Consider the following 17,749-nt stretch of genomic DNA (forward strand, 5'->3'; position numbering starts at 1 on the left):
AGATCACAAAAAAAGTACGTTTTAATAGGTGAGAATTGGCATTGGAGTATAATTGAATTGAAAATAAAACATGAATAATATTGTTTTTATAAAATAAAGTTCTTGCTATAGGCATTGGGGGTTCTATGACGCTTGTTCAGCGGATTGTGGCAGGTTTTGTGAGCATATTTTTATTGCTACTCATTATCGCTGCAACCAATTACAGCAATATAAATAACATGATAGGTCGAATCGCAGCGGTTGCTGACGACTCTACGCCATTTCTTATTACTGCATTTGATGTTCAGAAACAGTTTCTATACGCAGATGGTTTATTATCTGAGCATGCACTAGTCAATGAGTATCATTTACTTACTGATATAAAGAGTGAATTTTTATCTCAAAATGAGAAGTTGAGATCATTTATCTCTGAATTTGCTCAATATAACGTCACATCACAACAGCAGAGCTATATCAATAGTGTTGATCTCATGGTGGCCGACTATTTTAAAAGCGCCAGCGAGTTGATTACACTTCATGAAGCCAATGTCATACTACAAGGAAAAGTCGTTGAGCTGAATAATCATTTTTTGCACCTTGAAGATACATACTCGTCTGCTGCATCATTGCTGTTACAAAAATCATTAAAAAGCCGTTCGTTGCAAAATCGTTCTGAGTTGGTCACGAGTGGTATTAACCGGGATATTAAATCGATTCGTCGCATCAATAATGACACGGATATTGATGAGCTAGGAACGGTACTCGCCGATGATATTCGCGAAGCCACCGCTCGAGTGAAGTTGCTGAATATTGAAGACGACGTAAAAGCCCGTTTTTTGCGCAATCTTAATAAATTAAATGAATTAGCCCTAAGTGATGATGGTTTGCTACCAACGCTACGACAAAAGCAGCAAACATTGAATCAATTTAATCAGCAAAAGGCTGTCGTTCAATCTCAACTTAACCAAGTGACTCAGTTGATGGATAGCATGGTAGAAAGTGCGCAGCAAAGTGCCCAAGTTAATGCAGACTCTGCACGAGCGGAGGCGCTTAATGCCAAAGTGATCACCTCAATCATTGCCCTCATTTCAGCCATTGTTACGCCACTTGTCGGGTTTATTGTGGCGGTGAGTATCAAGCGTCCATTAGCCAAGATCAGCCCAGTGATTGTTGGGATGTCTCAGGGTAACATGACGGTGCGTACTCATTACCAAAGTAACACCGAGCTTGGCGTACTCGCAAAAGCAATCGATTTGTTAGCAGACAATACGTCGTCGACGCTGCGTGAAATTCATGATGATGCAGAGAAGTTAGTTCAAGAGTCCATGACAACGTCACAAATTAGTGAAAAAACGATGAAGCAGGTGGAGGCTCAGAAAACCCAGACTGACATGGTGGCCACCGCAATGTCTGAAATGGAAGTCAGTGCGGTCGAAATTTCATCGGCAGCTGAAAGTACCTTGTCGGAGGTTCAGTCAACCCACGATGCTACTAGCCAAGGCCGTGAAGTTGTTTACCGTAACCGTGAATTGGTTGAAAACCTGTCACTCGAAATGGAAAAAGCGGTTCAGATTTCAAATGAACTGGGAGAGTATTCATCCACTATTGCTGGTGTTTTGTATGTCATACGTGATATTGCAGAACAAACCAACTTATTGGCGCTAAATGCGGCGATTGAAGCGGCTCGCGCCGGAGAGCATGGTCGAGGTTTTGCAGTGGTGGCTGATGAAGTTCGCGCGTTAGCGAACCGCACGCAAAAATCAACCGCTGAAATTCAGGGCATGATTGAAAATCTTCAAACCAGTTCGAAAGACATCATTGGTGTCATGATGGAGAGTCAAGAACGCACCAATGACTGTGTCGAGCAAACCAAGCTTGCTGAGCAATCATTGCAAACCATTGCTGAAAAAATGTCTTTGATTTCGGATATGTCGATTCAGATTGCACACGCGACACAAGAGCAAATTTCTGTCAGCAAAGAGGTCGCTGAAAATATTAACCTTATTGCCGAGTCTGCACGCCAAACCGAAGTGGAAGCGAAAAGCTCGGCGCAAAGTAGCGATGTGCTGTTCAAATTGGCGCAGTCACAACAAACATCAATCAATCGCTTTGAGGTTTAAAGATCAATATGAAAATGAAAACGTTACTTTGTGGCGCACTCGCTTTAGGCAGCTTTACGGCAGGTGCTCAAACTTTAGTGATTGATGTTTGGGGTGATGAAGAAGTTCGTTGGGCTAAAACGTTACTACCGGCATTTAATCAGCACTATCCAGAAATTAATATTAAGTTTAATACAATTGGTAACAATCAATTTATACCTAAAATGGTTGAAAATTTTGCAAGTGGCCAAGTAGGTGATCTTATCATGTGCAGACCATTTGATGAATCTCAGCACTGGTTTACCAAAGGTTACTTTGAAGAGCTTACTGAGATGGAAGGGATGGAAAACTTTCCAAGTTTTGCTCAGTTGGCGTGGCAAACTGATTCTGGCGCTCAAACGTATTGCTTACCGATCGGTTCGGTGATGCATGGTTTTTTCTATAACAAGAAAATTTTTGATGAGTTAAAGTTAGTTGAACCTAAAACGCAATCCGAATTCATCGCAACATTGCAGCGCATCAAAGAGCATGGGAAATACTTGCCCATTGCGTTTGGTACCAAGAGCGGTTGGGATGTGTTGGAAGTTGGCTTACAAAATATCGGGCCGAATTATTGGCGAGGTGAAGATGGGCGAGTTGCATTGATTCAAGGTGATGAAACGTTTGATTCTTCCAGCTACGTGGCGGCGTTTAAAGCGCTTGAAAGTTGGCGGCCTTATTTGGCGTCTAACTTTAATGAACTTACGTACGATAATTATTGGGATCAGTTTAAACAAGGCCAAGCGGCGATTATTCCTGCTGGATCGTGGGAGACATCAAAAGCTAGTGACTCTGTTGAGCTTGGCGTGTTTCCGCCACCGGTGCCAGATGGCCAGAAGCAGTGCTTCTTTAATGAGCATACAGATAAAGGCATTGCGATAAATAAAAATAGTCCCAATAAAGATGCGGCGATGAAGTTACTAAAATGGATGACAACCAAAGAGTTTGCCTCTCTTTACGTTGAAGCAGAGCCGGGCTTTTTCTCGTTATCGAATCATTTTTATGACATTAACAACGATATTGCTAACGAGATGGCAAGTTGGCGTTTACAATGCGATTCCACCATACGTAATTTCGCGCAATATCTGGATCGTGGCGAGGTGAGCTTTAAGAAAATGTCTCAAGACGCCAGTGTTGGTGTGATTGAAGGGACGATAACGCCAGAGCAAGCGGCCTTCAATGTGCAGCAAGGACTCGAACGTTGGTATGAGCCTCAGCAAATATTGCGTCAAAAAATGGATCAGAGCCAATTTTGTCAATAAGTCGCGTTGAACGCATTATCATTCAGTCATGATCCCTAAGTGAGTTTCAGGAACCAGCAGCAACGCGGTAAATTCGACGAGGGGAATATAGAAAGCAGCCATTTTATCGGCTGCTTTTTTAATACCATACATACATACATACATACATACATACATACTCACATCATCATTAGAGCTTTCATGGTTGTTTGTTGTTCGATTTGAGGCGAGCCGAAGTTGATATCGATCAATAATTAACCCACTTGATACTTTTGTAATTATCAACCATTGGTCACATAAATGATTTGTTCTTCGCTTAGAAACAAGTCAACGATCAAGTTTAGTCAAAAACGAAATGGCATTACCTTATGGTTTTAACTATAAAATACATCAAAAGTATATATAAAAAAAAGGATAGTTATAATGTTATTTCGTGGAATGAAAATTTTATCTCTTTCTGTACTCATCGCGATGACGGGGGCTGCAGAAGCGGGCTTTCATGTTAACGCAGGTCAATTGCTTGATGGTAATGGGCAACCGTTTGTAATGCGAGGCGTGAATCATGGTCACGCGTGGTTTGCTGATAAAATGGCAAGCACAATCGCGGATATCGCGCACTATAAAGCGAATACGGTGCGCATGGTGATAAGTAACGGGGTGCGATGGCAAAAAACACCGGCACATCAAATCCGCAGCATGATAGCGACAGCGAAACAGAATCATCTTATCACGGTACTCGATGTACACGACACGACGGGATTTGGTGAACAGCAGGGCGCAAGTTCCCTCTCTACCGCTGTCGATTATTGGATTGAAATGAAAGACGAGCTTATTGGCCAGGAAGATTATGTGATTATCAACATTGGTAATGAGCCGTTTGGTAATCATGTGACGGCTCAACAATGGACTGAAGCCCATAAACAAGCCATTTCTCGCTTACGTGCGGCGGGTTTTAACCACACCTTGATGGTTGATGCGCCAAATTGGGGACAAGACTGGCAAAACATCATGCGTAATTATGCTGCGGATGTGTTTACGGCCGATCCACAACAAAATCTTGTTTTCAGTGTCCATATGTACGAGGTATACAATAATTATAGTGTGATTAATCAATACATCAGTGCGTTTGGAAATAAAGCGTTACCTCTGGTGGTTGGTGAATTTTCTCAAACCCACAAAGGCCACTATGTTGATGCTGACACCATCATGGAACGTAGTGTTGCTTTGGGTGTGGGTTACCTTGGCTGGTCTTGGTCTGGTAACGATAATTCAACCGCAGATCTCGACATTGCCCTAGATTGGAATCGAAATACGTTATCAACGTGGGGCAATAAAATTATTCATGGTACTAATGGCATCATGCAAACCTCAATTAAAGCGAGTGTGTTCAGTACCACAGAGCCATTTCCTATATGTAAGAAGAGCTCAAGCGATCCTGATGGTGATGGATGGGGCTGGGAAAACAATCAATCTTGTCAAATGAACCCTCATGGTTATGCGCCTAATGGTTATCTGTATTGCGGTAACGCAAATTCTGATCCGGATGGTGATGGTTGGGGCTGGGAAAATAATTATTCCTGTGTCATGCCTTGATATTGAACTTTGAGTTGCCACGATTGAGGTTTCACCATTGGCAAAAAAGGGTACACTGCTCACCGAACATCATTTTCAAAAGGTAGGCACATGAGCCAAGCGCAACCGAATAATCCACTGCATGGATTAACATTGGAAAAAATATTAGTTCGTTTGCAGGAGCACTATGGCTGGGATGGGTTGGATGAGCGTATTCGAGTGAACTGTTTTTATGACAATCCGTCGATTAAGTCTTCACTGAAATTTTTGCGTCGAACTCAATGGGCAAGAGACAAAGTGGAAGCACTGTATATTGACACGTTTTGCCAGTAATACGGTAGCCGGTCTGACTTGACTCAAGTCAGACCGCGATTAAGAGTTACGCGTTATTGAGGATGAATTGCTCTATCACCTCAGCCACACCATCTTCATCATTACTGCTAGTAATGTGATTCGCAAGCGCTTGCGTTTCTGCCATGGCATTGGCCATCGCGACGCCTAATCCCGCATATTCAATCATGTGGTGATCATTTTCAGCATCACCAACACAAATGACTTCATCGGGCTGAATGCCAAGGTAATTGGCAATCGCCGCCACACCAACCCCTTTGTTACTGTTTGGGTTTAAGAACTCTAGAAAGAATGGAGCGCTTTGTACCACTGTGTGTGACTCACGCCACTGAGGGGGAAGTTTGGCAATGGCTTTCGTTAACACGGTAGGCTCTGCGACAAACATGGCTTTAATAATAGGGTGATCGTCTTCTAAGGTATTAAAATCCATTACCGTGATATCTAATCCATTGATGTTGGCTTCGATATCGGTATAAGGATTCAATTCTGGAGTGATCAAGCCATGAACTTGGCTAAACGCATGAATGTATACGCCAAGATCTGCGGCAAGCGCAGTTAATTGTTTTGTCGTCGCACCATCAATTATCTGCTGATGAATGATTTTATTATCATTTCCAAGGTGTTTTACCATAGAACCGTTGTAATAAAGCACAAATTCATTTTCACCGCAGATTTCGAGTTCATCGAGTTTTGCTTGCATCCCGTCAATTGGACGACCAGAAGCGAGTACGACGGTGACCCCTTTGGTGCGTGCGCGCTCGATAGCGGTCTTGGTTCGCGGAGAGATACGCTTATCACTGGTTAATAAAGTGCCATCCATATCGAGGGCAATCAGTTTGTACATGGGTATTTTCCTTTAATATCACTGGCTGTATGAAACACTAAATCGCCAACCTTTTGCAATCCCTCAGAGGGAACTTTTGGTGAAATGAGACCATTTTTAGAATCTCGCCTTTTGAGGGCCACTCAATCTTCAAATCCTCGCATCACAGACAAACCAAGCCACGCTTGCTGAACCATGCATCTTAATGTTACTTGGGTATATAACATTGATTTGAGAGCGGGTCTCCTTTATCGTGTGCGGCACGCAATTAATGCATTAGGATGTAAAGTGACGATCTACAAAGTCAATGAGATGTTTCAAACGATTCAGGGAGAAGGGGTCTTTACTGGTGTGCCTGCGGTGTTTATTCGCTTGCAAGAGTGCCCTGTGGGCTGCGCGTGGTGTGATACGAAACAAACTTGGACCGCTGAACCGACGGATGAGCGTGATTTTGGTGAAATCATCAAAAAAGTAGGGGATAGCGCGACATGGTGCCAAAGTGATGCAACGCAGATTGTTGCTCAATATCGCACTCAGGGTTATACCGCAAAGCATATCGTGATAACGGGAGGGGAGCCGTGCATCTACGATCTCACTTCATTAACGCTCGCTTTTGAGGCGTTAGGTTGCCAATGTCAAATTGAAACCAGTGGCACTTTTGATGTAATTGCGTCTGAAAATACCTGGGTGACAGTGTCACCTAAGGTGAGCATGAAAGGCGGTTTGCAGGTACAGCCCTCTGCATTAAAACGCGCAAATGAAATTAAGTATCCTGTTGGCACTGACAATGACATTGATCAGCTTGACCAATTATTATTTGACGCCGGTCTTTTGCAAAGCGACGTAGTGATTGCACTGCAACCGATTAGCCAAAAACCACGAGCGACGCAACTTTGTATTGATACTTGTTTGGCACGTAACTGGCGCTTATCAATTCAAACCCATAAATACTTAAATATCGCCTAAGAGAGAGTTGAATGGACAAAATGAACATCAAAAAAGCGGTTGTGGTGTATAGCGGCGGGCAAGATTCAACGACATGCTTAGTTCAAGCATTGAAACACTATGACGAAGTACATGCGATCACCTTTGACTATGGTCAGCGTCATCGACTCGAGATTGAGGTCGCACAGTCACTGGCACAATCACTCGGCGTGACAGCGCATAAGGTTATGGACGTTTCGTTGCTGAATGAACTTGCGATCAGCTCACTCACCCGCGATGACATTCCAGTTTCACATGAATTACAAGAAAATGGTTTACCCAATTCATTTGTGCCGGGTCGTAATATTCTATTTTTAACCTTAGCGGGCATCTACGCTTATCAAATTGGCGCGAACTCGGTGATTACCGGAGTGTGTGAGACGGACTTCTCGGGTTATCCGGATTGTCGCGATGAGTTTGTTAAGGCGATGAACCAAGCATTGGTAAAAGGGATGGACCGCGCTTTAGTGATTGAAACGCCATTGATGTGGTTGAACAAAGCGCAAACTTGGGCGCTAGCCGACCAATATGGTGCGTTAGAGCTGGTGCGTAATCAGACCTTAACCTGCTATAACGGTATCATTGGTGATGGCTGTGGTGATTGCCCGGCGTGCGATCTGCGCCGCGCTGGCTTGAATGAATATCTGAATCATCAAGATCAGGTGATGGCAGAGCTGGTGGCAAAGCAAACGCAGAGTCATCCTAACAATTAGTACTGCAATCGAAAAAGCCGCCTGTTGGCGGCTTCAATTTATGATCTATTGAAAAACGTACGGCTGAATGACTGACGTCTACAGATACATTTTTGCCAGTTCAACGGGCTCAACTTCTTTGCCGTCCAACTGCGCATTCCAGTTAGTACCAACCAAAACGCCATCTTCATCTAAGGTCAATAACCAATCTTCAACGAAGATATCAAGAGGAATTTCAAGCACTTCAAAATCCGCCCACTCTTCAACGTTATGGGTTTGTGCATCTTCTTTAGATGACCAAAATGGCATCACTTCGCTGTTTTCATACTCGGTAGAGTCACAGGCAAGCCATCCATCTTCGTTTTTTAAACCCCAAACCAATTGGTTTTGTTTGGTTTCTTCTACAAACAATTCGAGATTGGCTTGAATGTCGTCAGTTAACTTTGTCATAGTGAAATTCTCTTGAATTAATTCGTCGCTAGACTAACACCATAATGTGTTTTTGAATACGTTTGAATATCAACATCAGTAGGATGAGTATAATCCTGAACTCTGGTTACATCACCTTACAAGCGAACCCTTTGAGGTAGAAACCTTCAGGGTAGGCTGTATCAGTTGGATGATCTGCCGCTTGCTCAAATCGTTCGACAAATTTAACTTGGCGATTGGCGTCCAGTGCGGCATCGGCGATGATTTTTTGGAACAGCACTTGGTCCATCAAACCCGAACAGGAATAGGTCAGCAACGTGCCACCGGGGCGCAAGATCTGCATGGCCAGCATATTAATGTCTTTGTATCCTCGGCAAGCACCGTTAAGTTGTGCCTTGCTTTCAGCGAACTTAGGTGGGTCCATAATGACCACATCAAATTGGGTACCTTGATCGCGATATTCACGCAACAGTTTAAAGACATCAGCGTTTAGAAAGACGGCGCGTTTTTTACTGATGTCAAACTCATTCAATTGTGCATTGAATTTTGCCATATCAAGCGCCGGCTGTGATACATCAGCGTTAATAACGCGTTTTGCACCGCCTTTTAACGCATACAATCCAAATCCACCAGTATACGAAAAGCAGTTTAAGACCTCTTTATCTTGAACATATTTCATCGCTTGTTGACGGCTATCGCGTTGGTCTAAATAAAAGCCGGTTTTGTGACCCCCAATGATATCGACGCTAATTTTAACGCCGTTCTCTTCTATTACCACCGAGCTCGGTGGCAATTCACCATGAAGTAAGCCGGTGCGTTCTTCAAGACCTTCTTTTTTACGCACAGCAACATCTGAGCGCTCATAGATACTACACTCAGGAAAGCAATGGATCAGAGCATCAATGATGTTTTGTTTGTGGAATTCAGCGCCAGCGCTCAGCAGTTGGCACACGAAAAAGTTTTGATAGCGATCTATGGTGATACCAGGTAACCCGTCAGATTCTGCGGCGACGAGACGATAACCAGTGAGTCCGTCACGCACGATGATATCATCACGAAGCATTTGTGCCGACTGGAAGCGCTGAATGAAAAAAGCGCGGTCAATGGCGACATTGTCAAAACTCCAAACGCGAGCGCGGATCTGAGAGGCTGGCGAGTAGGCGGCTTTGGCAAGCCATTTACCATCGTGGGTGAATACATCAACGGTCTCACCAAGCTGCGGATCGCCTTCGGTGCGTTCAATACCGCGGGAAAAGATCCAAGGGTGCTTACGTTTTAGTGATTTTTCACGGCCTTTCGCCAAATAGATCGCTGCAGACATGACGGTCTCTTGATATAAAAATGGGCGGGTATTGTCGAGCAACTGCAGGGTAAAATCAAATTTTATGCGCAACCGATAGCCCGCTGTTGGTCAGGAAAAGCGTTGATAGGAAGAATGATGGAAAGAATGAGTGAAAAATTTTTGGTATCGGGGCGAGTTCAAGGGGTAGGTTTTCGCTACCATACGTGCCATCACGCACTGAAACTAGGTCTAACTGGTTACGCTAAAAATCTAGAGAGTGGACAGGTAGAAGTCTTGGCGTGCGGAAGCGAAGAGCAGCTTGAACATTTGGCGCAATGGCTTTCTATGGGACCTAAAACGGCCAGTGTGACCAATGTCAGCCGCGAACGAGTCCAACTTTGCTCGGAGTTTCGCGGCTTTGAGATACGTTAGTAAGCTTATAAGCACTTAGCCGGTTTAGGCAATCCTGCCAACTTAGTCGCTTGCTTAGCGGGGCCTTCTTTAAAAAGCTTGAAGAGATATTTGCTGTTACCTTTATCTGGGCCATGAGCCTTTTCCATGGCCTTAACGAGCATTCTTACTGCTGGTGAGGTATTAAATTCCTCATAAAAATCGCGTACAAAGAGAATCACTTCTCTATGCGCGTCAGTCAGCTCAATGCCTTCTGCTTGGGCGAGTATTTCCATCATTCCTTCGTCCCACTCAGAGTGGTTCAATAAATACCCTTGGGCGTCGGTCGCAATCTCTTTGCCATTGTAAATCAACATTATCATATATCCGTAAAAGGGCGTTTATATCGGTTTTATATACCCGTCCCCAATGAAAAGCTGCCACTAGCTTAGCCTGTTTCTTCAAAAACCGAAATTAAAAAAGCCTGCACAGAGTGCAGGCTTGTGTTGTATGACGCTAAATTGAACACGGAGCTTTAGCGTGAAAACACCATGGTCGATAGCATTAATCGTCGTTCATAATGCCTAGAATGCTCAACAAGCTGGTGAACAAGTTCAGGATGTTTAGGTACATTGAAATGGTAGCGCTGACATAGTTGGTCTCTTCGCCACGTACAATGCGGCTGGTGTCAAACAAGATGAAACCAGAGAAAACCAGTGCAGAAACGCTACTGATCACCAACTGACCCAGAGTTGAGCCAACGAAAATATTGATAAGAGCAGCCACAATAACAATGATCAGACCTGCGAACAGGAAGTTACGCATGAATGAGAAATCTTTTTTGCTGGTAATGGTGTAAGCCGATAGACCTAAGAAAACCATACCGGTTAGACCAAGAGCTTGCGCGATGATGCTTGGACCGTTACTTAGTGATGCGTACATCGCAAGTGTTGGACCAAGAGACGCACCCATTAACGTTGTAAAAACGAATGTCCACACGATACCCATTGGTGAGTTGATCGTGCGTGGTAAAGCAAAGAACAAAATACCGATGGCAGCAACCATCAATACTAGTGAGAAGATCGGTGACATACCAATGGCCATTGTCACCATTGAAGCAATTGCACTGGTGACTAGTGTCATCGAAAGTAAGAAATAAGTATTTTTTAACGTCTTGTTAATCTCAAGCGTGCTTGGGGCACTCGATGAGCGGGTAAACATAGGGCTGTTCATAGTCTTCCTCGTAAAAACAGTAATCGCCTGTACACTAGGTTGGGGCGACAAGCGTCAATTTCAACAGTATCCAAGCTAACGCTTGCTGGGGTAAAGAACAATACTGCTGGGTACAAATCGTGATCTCTTCATTTGTAATGACACGCCACCGCTAGCGAAATCATAGTTTAAATGGAGAGCAATGTATTCGACAAGTTGTAACACATTATTACTGCCTGTACGAATGATGGTGCTTGAACGTAATGAGGGTTTAGTTGAAACCCTCATTACGTTCAAGCGGTTCAGCATCAGGTACTGTGATGAAGAAATGCCTTAATGGTGCAAAATCTGTGCAAGGAAGTTTTGGGTACGATCGGACTGGGGGTTTTCAAAGAAATCAATCGGATTATTTTCTTCGATAATTTCTCCCGCATCCATGAAAATAACCCGGTCAGCAACCTCTTTAGCAAACCCCATTTCATGGGTAACACAGAGCATTGTCATGCCTTCGTCCGCTAACTCGACCATAACATCAAGCACTTCGCGTACCATTTCCGGATCCAGTGCTGAGGTGGGCTCATCAAATAGCATCACTTGTGGGTTCATACACAATGAGCGTGCAATTGCCACCCGTTGCTGTTGCCCACCGGATAATTGCCCTGGGTACTTGTCCGCTTGATCAGGGATTTTTACCCGCTCGAGGTACTTCATAGCAATCTCTTCGGCTTCCTTTTGTGGCATTTTCTTCACCCATATCGGCGCCAACGTACAATTTTCGAGCACGGTTAGGTGAGGAAACAAATTAAAGTGCTGAAAACACATGCCAACTTCTCGACGTACCGCTTCAATGTTTTTAAGATCTTCAGTGAGTTCAGTGCCCGAGACAAAAATATGTCCTGCTTGATGTTCCTCTAATCGATTGATGCAGCGAATCATGGTTGACTTTCCGGAGCCTGAAGGGCCGCAGATGACAATTTTTTCGCCTTGTTTTACGTTTAAATTGATGTTTTTTAGTACGTGAAATTGACCGTACCACTTGTTCATGCCTTTTAGCTGAATCATATAATCGTTTTGAATTGTCATAACTTCTCCTTTACCGACAAATTTAACGCTGGTGGCCAGTGTTTAGGCGACCTTCTAGCCAAATGGAATAGCGGGACATGCCAAAACAGAACAACCAAAAGACCAAAGCAACAAAAACATAACTCTCGGTAGCGAAACCGAGCCATTCAGGGTCGGAGTTGGCCGCTTGACCAATGCCAAGCACATCAAACATACCGATAATCAACACCAGACTGGTGTCTTTAAAAAGGCCAATAAATGTATTTACTATGGAAGGAATGGTGATCTTCAAAGCTTGAGGGAGCACAATCAGCCCCATTTTTTTCCAATAACTCAATCCAAGCGCGTCCGCCGCTTCATATTGACCTTTTGGAATCGCTTGCAACCCACCACGGACTACTTCAGCCATGTAGGCTGAGCTAAAGAGTACCACCCCAATAAGAGCTCGTATCAGCTTGTCTGTCTCAGAGCCATGAGCAAGAAAGAGCGGTAACATGACCGATGCCATAAAGAGGACGGTGATCAGTGGCACGCCGCGCCAAATCTCAATGTAAACGGTGCACATACTGCGAATAATGGGCATCTCTGAACGTCGACCTAGAGCCAAAACCACACCGATAGGAAGGGAAACAATGATGCCAACCAGTGCAATAATCAAGGTAACGAGAAGCCCGCCCCATTTATGAGTGTCAACGACCTCCAATCCAAATACGCCACCGTAGAGAAGCCCAGCGACAAAAAATGGGTAAATGTTGACAAAAAACAGCCATATCCACATCCGCTTAGGTGTTTTTTCATAAGCGAGTAAAACCGTAAATATCGCAAGTGTGATATAGAATAGACGAGGTCGCCACAACTCAGCTTCGGGGTAAAATCCATACATGAATTGATCCCAACGAACTTGAATGAAGACCCAACACGCGCCTTCACGTGTGCAATCTCCTCGAGTTTGACCACTCCAATCCGCGCTAAGGATGGCCCAATCAATGACACTCGCCAAACCAATAAACGCAAAGTATCCCAAGATGAGCGTTAATATGGTGTTTAGCGGGCCATTAAATAAATTTTTCTTTGCCCAGCCTAACGGCCCCACCGTGTTCGAAGGGGGTGGAAGATCGGGCAAAAATTGATGCTGATTCATGATTACCTCTCTACCAGTGCCATTTTACGATTGTATAAATTCATTAATGCCGATGTTATTAGGCTTAAGGTGAGATAAACGGCCATTGTCATTGCTATTATTTCAATGGCTTGACCTGTCTGATTTAAGGTCGTTCCGGCAAAAACGGAAACGAGATCGGGGTAACCAATTGCCATCGCCAAAGATGAGTTTTTGGTTAAGTTAAGATATTGGCTCGTAAGAGGTGGAATGATAATTCGCATCGCTTGAGGGATCACGACAAGCTTTAACGTTCTAGAACGATTTAGCCCAAGTGACATTGCCGCTTCAGTTTGGCCATGGCTGACTGCATTGATACCAGAGCGCACAATCTCGGCGATAAATGCTGCGGTATAGATGCTTAATGCAAGCAATAATGCCGCAAGTTCTGGCAAAATACTGATCCCACCACGAAAGTTGAACCCCTTGAGTTCAGGATAGATAAGTGAAATCGGAGAGCCTGAAAGAAAATACACCAAACTTGGTAACCCAACGATGAGCCCTAAAGCAATGCGCCCCATTGGGGTTTGCTCACCGGTGTTTTTCTGATGTTTTTTGGCCCACTGTCTAATGAATAATGTGGCAATAACACCAAGGCCTAGAGTTAGGAGTACCCATTGGCTGCCTGATCCAAAACTGGGTTCAGGTAGATAAAGCCCCCGCACGTTAAGAAAAACAGCATCACCAAAATTAAGACTACGCCTTGGCGAAGGTAGTGTCTGTAATACCGCAAAATACCAGAAGAATATTTGCAGTAACAAAGGGATGTTGCGAAAGATTTCGATATATACCGCAGCAAATCGGCTCACTAACCAGTTTGATGAAAGCCGAGCAATACCCATCATAAAGCCGAGTACGGTTGCGAGAATAATGCCCAGTATTGATACCAAGGCGGTATTGAGCAGCCCGACGATAAACGTACGCCCATAGCTATAGGTTTCATCGTACGGGATCAGGGTCAGCCCGATACCGAACCCTGCTTCTTGCTCCAGAAAATCAAATCCGGTCGCAATACCACGAGCATCAAGATTATTTAGAGTATTACTGATGACGGTATAAAAGAAATAACCCAGTGCGCAGACGGCGATGATCTGAAATGCAATGGAACGGAAGGTTGGATTGTAAAAGAGTGAGCCAGAAGACTTGGGCTCGAGTTTTGACGTGGAATGGTGCTGTTGTGTCATTTTCATCATAAATTAACCTCATACAACAGGTAAATTTTAGGGCGGAATGGTTCCGCCCTCATACGATATGATCAATCAGCGAATTGGTGGCGCATACATGATGCCGCCTTTGTTCCACAATGCATTGATACCACGAGAAATTTGTAATGGAGAATCTTCACCCACAGTGCGCTCAAAGCTTTCACCGTAGTTACCCACTTGTTTGATAATTTGATAACCCCAATCGTCAGCCAAGCCAAGTGCCTTTCCTTTAGGCCCATCTACACCAAGAATGCGTTTGATATTGGGATCGCTCGACTTGAGCATGTCATCAACGTTCCCTGACGCCAAACCAAACTCCTCGGCGTTGATCATGGTAAAGAGGGTCCATTTAGCAATGTTAAACCATTGGTCATCACCTTGACGAACAACAGGTCCAAGAGGTTCTTTTGAGATGATTTCAGGTAAAACAACCGCAGAGCTTGGATCTTTTAGATTTAAGCGAAGCGCGTATAAACCGGATTGATCTGTGGTTAATACGTCACAACGACCCGCATCAAAACCGGCAGCAGTTTGTGGTGATGTATCAAATACGACGGGTTTGTAGGTCATCCCGTTTACACGGAAGTAATCGGCAAGGTTTAGCTCAGTAGTTGTACCCGATTGAACGCAAACAGATGCGCCGTCGAGCTCAAGAGCGCTTGATACATCTAAGTCACGCTTCACCATGAAACCTTGACCATCGTAGTAGTTTACGCCCGCAAAATTAAGGCCAAGCGCAGTATCACGGTGGAGAGTCCAAGTAGTGTTACGTGAAAGAACATCAATCTCACCGGATTGAAGTGCGGTAAAGCGCTCTTTTGCGGTTAATGGTACATACTTAACTTTTGATTTATCACCCAAAGTAGCAGCGGCAAGCGCTTGGCAATATTCAACGTCGATACCTTCCCATTCACCTTTTGAATTTGGGTTAGAGAAACCGGGGAGGCCAGTACTCACGCCGCACGTGAGGTAGCCCTGTTTTTTTACCTTATCGAGTGTGGATTCAACTGCAAGCGTTGAGGTTGAAAAAAGCGCTGTAGAGGCTGCTACAACTGAAGCAATAAGTGCTAGTTTCTTCGCCATGAGATTCCTTCCTATTGGGTCATTGCCTAGGGGATTAATCCTCATCTAGACGTCCTTTGTTTTTACCCTTATTGCCTGAGATTACGAACTTGTTGTCAATTGGTTAGAGTTCAGCCGAGTAACATGCTTATACTTAGCGACATCCTTCGCTTGACGTTTCTTACCCGTATCTCCAAGCCGTTTGGGTATGATTCCTTACGCGTTGATTCATCGAAGTCCTTATGCCTTACAGGGATAAGTGCGCAGACAAATCAATCAGTTATAAGCCTACAAAAGGATTTTTGATTTCTCAAATGGTAGCCGCTAAGAGATCGGACCAATATTTATCGAGTAATCGATTGCATATAAGGTTTTCTAGTTGATGTTTTATAGTTAAAACATGTGCTTATGTGTAAATTTTTAGTGATAAAAAAGTTGCGATATAATTTTGACAAAAATCGCATTCGTGTGACTTGCGTCATAAAATTTTGAGTGATTTTTTTGATACTCCACCGCTAAGAAGCGTAAAAGTGTGTTCTTAACGTGACCGAAAAGCTAAGGTTCTGATACGATAAAGGCTGAATACGTTGACGAAGGATCGAGATGCAGTATTTTCCTATCTTCCTTAATTTAGTAGATAAGCCTGTGATGGTTGTCGGTGGCGGTGAGGTTGCGTCGCGAAAGATTGATGCTTTAGTAAAAGCAGGAGCAGATGTTACGATTATCTCGCCTTCATTAAACCCAGAACTGGAACAAAGGGTAGGGCGAGAAGAGTGTCATTGGATAAAGGCGTTTTATTCGAGTGAACTTATGAGCCAAGACTACTGGCAAGTTTGGGCGACAACGGATAATCCGGCTCTAAATCACAGAGTTTATGCTGATGCTAAGCGGCGAGGAATTTTAGTTAATGTGGTTGACGACAAGCCCTATTGTGACTTCATTACACCATCAATGATTAATCGTGGTCGAATTCAGTTAGCCATATCCAGTGGTGGTGCCGCACCAGTATTGATTCGCAACATGAGAGAGACCCTTGAGTCTATTTTGCCGCAAAACTTGGGTATACTGGCCGAGTTTGCCGATTCAAAACGTAATGCAATCAAAGTGGTTTTTGGTAGCGTTGATGAGCGTCGTAAATTTTGGGAGCGTTTTTTTGCTCATCCTCAGGTTTCCTTACTCACCAACAATCACGATTTAGAACATCTATATCAAGCCACTCTTGCACAAGATTATGAAGATTGCGGTAATCGCACTTGGATTCGCTGTGGTGACGACGTCGAAATGCTGCCTATCAAGGCCCTGCGATTTATGCAACAAGCGGAATCTGTGTTTTATCATGAAGGAGCAAATCCCGGCTATCTTGAGCTTGTGCGCCGCGATGCGGAGCGATTTGAATTTAAAGCCGCAGTTGAGTTGGCCCAGTGGTTAAAAACCGCGAGTGATAATAAGCAAAGAGTATGCGTTCTAATACCAGAATCGAGTACCGAATATCGGCTTCTAATGCAGGAAGATTTGGTTTTTTAGCTGAAGAACATTCATCAATAGAACCAATCAAAGCGCCATGGGCGCTTTGATTGATGATTACAGACTTTCTTGACTCGATGAGCCTGTTTAACTCTACACTAGAAGATGACTTAATCTCGCATATTTTCAATTTGTAGAGGCAAACCAAGCTCGGCGCCGCGCACTGTCGCGATAGCGGTTTGTAAATCATCACGCTTTTTGCCCGTAACGCGCACTTTATCGCCTTGGATAGAAGCTTGAACCTTTAGTTTGTTGTCTTTAATCACCTTAACAATTTTCTTTGCGGTTGGTGTGTCAATGCCTTGTTTAAAGGTAATGTTTTGATGCCAAGCACGACCTGTCGCTTCGGGATCTTGTGAGTCCATTGCATTGGCGTCAACGCCACGTTTTGCTAATTGTCCACGTAGCATGTCACGCATTTGCTGCAGTTGAAATTCACCTTCTGCCGAGAGCTTTACATTCTCTTTTACCAACTCAAAACTGGCTTGGACGTTGCGAAAGTCGAAACGAGTGGCAAGTTCGCGATTTGCATTATCAACCGCATTGCGCAGTTCTACGGTATCTACTTCGGAAACAAAATCAAAAGAAGGCATGTTTTTTCCTTATCGAACTGTTCTTGTATTTGCGGCGAGATCAAACAAAGC

18 protein-coding genes are annotated in these 17,749 nt (G+C 44.0%); 8 read left to right on the plus strand and 10 right to left on the minus strand.

The genetic code is table 11. From position 1 onward, the window contains the following. The first annotated feature begins 125 nt into the window (after positions 1–125). From HGP28_RS06350 to HGP28_RS06365, 4 genes are all read left to right on the plus strand, one after another. Positions 126–2,099 carry a methyl-accepting chemotaxis protein gene (locus HGP28_RS06350; RefSeq protein WP_168835621.1) on the plus strand — a complete coding sequence of 658 codons (1,974 nt, stop codon included), beginning with the start codon at positions 126–128 and terminating at the stop codon, positions 2,097–2,099. Positions 2,100–2,113: 14 nt separating this feature from the next. Next, positions 2,114–3,379, plus strand: a complete 1,266-nt coding sequence (locus tag HGP28_RS06355; protein WP_168835622.1) for an ABC transporter substrate-binding protein — start codon at positions 2,114–2,116, stop codon at positions 3,377–3,379. A 402-nt stretch (positions 3,380–3,781) separates the two neighbouring features. Next, entirely contained in the window at positions 3,782–4,951 is a 1,170-nt protein-coding gene (locus HGP28_RS06360) for a cellulase family glycosylhydrolase (RefSeq protein WP_246225606.1), read from the plus strand. A 90-nt stretch (positions 4,952–5,041) separates the two neighbouring features. Further along, positions 5,042–5,263 (plus strand): VF530 family protein, encoded by a 222-nt coding sequence (locus HGP28_RS06365; RefSeq protein ID WP_168835623.1) that lies wholly within the window; start codon positions 5,042–5,044, stop codon positions 5,261–5,263. Between the two features lie 46 nt (positions 5,264–5,309). Here the strand turns inward: HGP28_RS06365 and HGP28_RS06370 are convergent, their stop codons facing one another. Then, on the minus strand, positions 5,310–6,125 hold the full coding sequence (locus HGP28_RS06370) for a Cof-type HAD-IIB family hydrolase (protein ID WP_168835624.1): 816 nt from the start codon (positions 6,123–6,125) through the stop codon (positions 5,310–5,312). Positions 6,126–6,416: 291 nt separating this feature from the next. Between HGP28_RS06370 and queE the strand changes: the two genes are divergently transcribed. Next, the gene (gene queE / locus HGP28_RS06375) at positions 6,417–7,070 is read left to right on the plus strand and encodes a 7-carboxy-7-deazaguanine synthase QueE (protein ID WP_246225622.1); all 654 of its coding nucleotides are present in this window, start codon (positions 6,417–6,419) and stop codon (positions 7,068–7,070) included. 26 nt (positions 7,071–7,096) lie between these two features. Next, complete coding sequence (gene queC, locus HGP28_RS06380; protein WP_168835772.1) at positions 7,097–7,801, plus strand: 7-cyano-7-deazaguanine synthase QueC; 705 nt, start codon at positions 7,097–7,099, stop codon at positions 7,799–7,801. A 78-nt stretch (positions 7,802–7,879) separates the two neighbouring features. Here queC and HGP28_RS06385 read toward each other — a convergent pair whose 3' ends face one another. Next, positions 7,880–8,230 carry a DUF2750 domain-containing protein gene (locus HGP28_RS06385; RefSeq protein ID WP_168835626.1) on the minus strand — a complete coding sequence of 117 codons (351 nt, stop codon included), beginning with the start codon at positions 8,228–8,230 and terminating at the stop codon, positions 7,880–7,882. Positions 8,231–8,336: 106 nt separating this feature from the next. Then, complete coding sequence (locus HGP28_RS06390) at positions 8,337–9,530, minus strand: class I SAM-dependent methyltransferase (RefSeq protein WP_168835627.1); 1,194 nt, start codon at positions 9,528–9,530, stop codon at positions 8,337–8,339. A 117-nt stretch (positions 9,531–9,647) separates the two neighbouring features. Between HGP28_RS06390 and yccX the strand changes: the two genes are divergently transcribed. Next, positions 9,648–9,923 (plus strand): acylphosphatase, encoded by a 276-nt coding sequence (yccX, locus tag HGP28_RS06395; RefSeq protein WP_168835773.1) that lies wholly within the window; start codon positions 9,648–9,650, stop codon positions 9,921–9,923. Between the two features lie 5 nt (positions 9,924–9,928). Here the strand turns inward: yccX and HGP28_RS06400 are convergent, their stop codons facing one another. From HGP28_RS06400 to HGP28_RS06425, 6 genes are all read right to left on the minus strand, one after another. Then, entirely contained in the window at positions 9,929–10,258 is a 330-nt protein-coding gene (locus HGP28_RS06400) for a TusE/DsrC/DsvC family sulfur relay protein (protein WP_168835628.1), read from the minus strand. Positions 10,259–10,445: 187 nt separating this feature from the next. Continuing rightward, a complete protein-coding gene (locus HGP28_RS06405; protein WP_168835629.1) occupies positions 10,446–11,114 on the minus strand; it encodes a Bax inhibitor-1/YccA family protein in 669 nt (222 codons plus the stop codon). A gap of 312 nt (positions 11,115–11,426) precedes the next feature. Beyond that, on the minus strand, positions 11,427–12,176 hold the full coding sequence (locus tag HGP28_RS06410) for an amino acid ABC transporter ATP-binding protein (RefSeq protein WP_168835630.1): 750 nt from the start codon (positions 12,174–12,176) through the stop codon (positions 11,427–11,429). Positions 12,177–12,198: 22 nt separating this feature from the next. Continuing rightward, positions 12,199–13,296 carry an amino acid ABC transporter permease gene (locus tag HGP28_RS06415; protein ID WP_168835631.1) on the minus strand — a complete coding sequence of 366 codons (1,098 nt, stop codon included), beginning with the start codon at positions 13,294–13,296 and terminating at the stop codon, positions 12,199–12,201. Between the two features lie 2 nt (positions 13,297–13,298). Further along, positions 13,299–14,498 carry an amino acid ABC transporter permease gene (locus HGP28_RS06420; RefSeq protein ID WP_439333841.1) on the minus strand — a complete coding sequence of 400 codons (1,200 nt, stop codon included), beginning with the start codon at positions 14,496–14,498 and terminating at the stop codon, positions 13,299–13,301. 75 nt (positions 14,499–14,573) lie between these two features. Beyond that, entirely contained in the window at positions 14,574–15,602 is a 1,029-nt protein-coding gene (locus HGP28_RS06425; protein ID WP_168835632.1) for an amino acid ABC transporter substrate-binding protein, read from the minus strand. Positions 15,603–16,184: 582 nt separating this feature from the next. Between HGP28_RS06425 and HGP28_RS06430 the strand changes: the two genes are divergently transcribed. Next, positions 16,185–17,105 carry a precorrin-2 dehydrogenase/sirohydrochlorin ferrochelatase family protein gene (locus tag HGP28_RS06430; RefSeq protein WP_168835633.1) on the plus strand — a complete coding sequence of 307 codons (921 nt, stop codon included), beginning with the start codon at positions 16,185–16,187 and terminating at the stop codon, positions 17,103–17,105. A 110-nt stretch (positions 17,106–17,215) separates the two neighbouring features. Here HGP28_RS06430 and HGP28_RS06435 read toward each other — a convergent pair whose 3' ends face one another. Further along, on the minus strand, positions 17,216–17,698 hold the full coding sequence (locus tag HGP28_RS06435) for a YajQ family cyclic di-GMP-binding protein (protein WP_168835634.1): 483 nt from the start codon (positions 17,696–17,698) through the stop codon (positions 17,216–17,218). Between the last annotated feature and the right edge of the window lie 51 nt (positions 17,699–17,749).

The sequence above is a fragment of the Vibrio agarilyticus genome, from assembly GCF_012641465.1.
Classification (GTDB): domain Bacteria; phylum Pseudomonadota; class Gammaproteobacteria; order Enterobacterales; family Vibrionaceae; genus Vibrio; species Vibrio agarilyticus.

What these genes read in the sequence shown, in the direction of transcription:
- HGP28_RS06430 (WP_168835633.1), top strand. Translation starts at nt 16,185, where the DNA reads ATGCAGTATTTTCCTATCTTCCTTAATTTAGTAGATAAGCCTGTGATG.
- HGP28_RS06400 (WP_168835628.1), bottom strand. Translation starts at nt 10,258, where the DNA reads ATGTTGATTTACAATGGCAAAGAGATTGCGACCGACGCCCAAGGGTAT.
- HGP28_RS06350 (WP_168835621.1), top strand. Translation starts at nt 126, where the DNA reads ATGACGCTTGTTCAGCGGATTGTGGCAGGTTTTGTGAGCATATTTTTA.
- HGP28_RS06370 (WP_168835624.1), bottom strand. Translation starts at nt 6,125, where the DNA reads ATGTACAAACTGATTGCCCTCGATATGGATGGCACTTTATTAACCAGT.
- HGP28_RS06365 (WP_168835623.1), top strand. Translation starts at nt 5,042, where the DNA reads ATGAGCCAAGCGCAACCGAATAATCCACTGCATGGATTAACATTGGAA.
- HGP28_RS06435 (WP_168835634.1), bottom strand. Translation starts at nt 17,698, where the DNA reads ATGCCTTCTTTTGATTTTGTTTCCGAAGTAGATACCGTAGAACTGCGC.
- HGP28_RS06390 (WP_168835627.1), bottom strand. Translation starts at nt 9,530, where the DNA reads ATGTCTGCAGCGATCTATTTGGCGAAAGGCCGTGAAAAATCACTAAAA.
- yccX (WP_168835773.1), top strand. Translation starts at nt 9,648, where the DNA reads ATGGAAAGAATGAGTGAAAAATTTTTGGTATCGGGGCGAGTTCAAGGG.
- HGP28_RS06425 (WP_168835632.1), bottom strand. Translation starts at nt 15,602, where the DNA reads ATGGCGAAGAAACTAGCACTTATTGCTTCAGTTGTAGCAGCCTCTACA.
- HGP28_RS06410 (WP_168835630.1), bottom strand. Translation starts at nt 12,176, where the DNA reads ATGACAATTCAAAACGATTATATGATTCAGCTAAAAGGCATGAACAAG.
- HGP28_RS06405 (WP_168835629.1), bottom strand. Translation starts at nt 11,114, where the DNA reads ATGAACAGCCCTATGTTTACCCGCTCATCGAGTGCCCCAAGCACGCTT.
- HGP28_RS06415 (WP_168835631.1), bottom strand. Translation starts at nt 13,296, where the DNA reads ATGAATCAGCATCAATTTTTGCCCGATCTTCCACCCCCTTCGAACACG.
- HGP28_RS06360 (WP_246225606.1), top strand. Translation starts at nt 3,782, where the DNA reads ATGTTATTTCGTGGAATGAAAATTTTATCTCTTTCTGTACTCATCGCG.
- HGP28_RS06355 (WP_168835622.1), top strand. Translation starts at nt 2,114, where the DNA reads ATGAAAACGTTACTTTGTGGCGCACTCGCTTTAGGCAGCTTTACGGCA.
- queE (WP_246225622.1), top strand. Translation starts at nt 6,417, where the DNA reads ATGTTTCAAACGATTCAGGGAGAAGGGGTCTTTACTGGTGTGCCTGCG.
- HGP28_RS06420 (WP_439333841.1), bottom strand. Translation starts at nt 14,498, where the DNA reads ATGACACAACAGCACCATTCCACGTCAAAACTCGAGCCCAAGTCTTCT.
- HGP28_RS06385 (WP_168835626.1), bottom strand. Translation starts at nt 8,230, where the DNA reads ATGACAAAGTTAACTGACGACATTCAAGCCAATCTCGAATTGTTTGTA.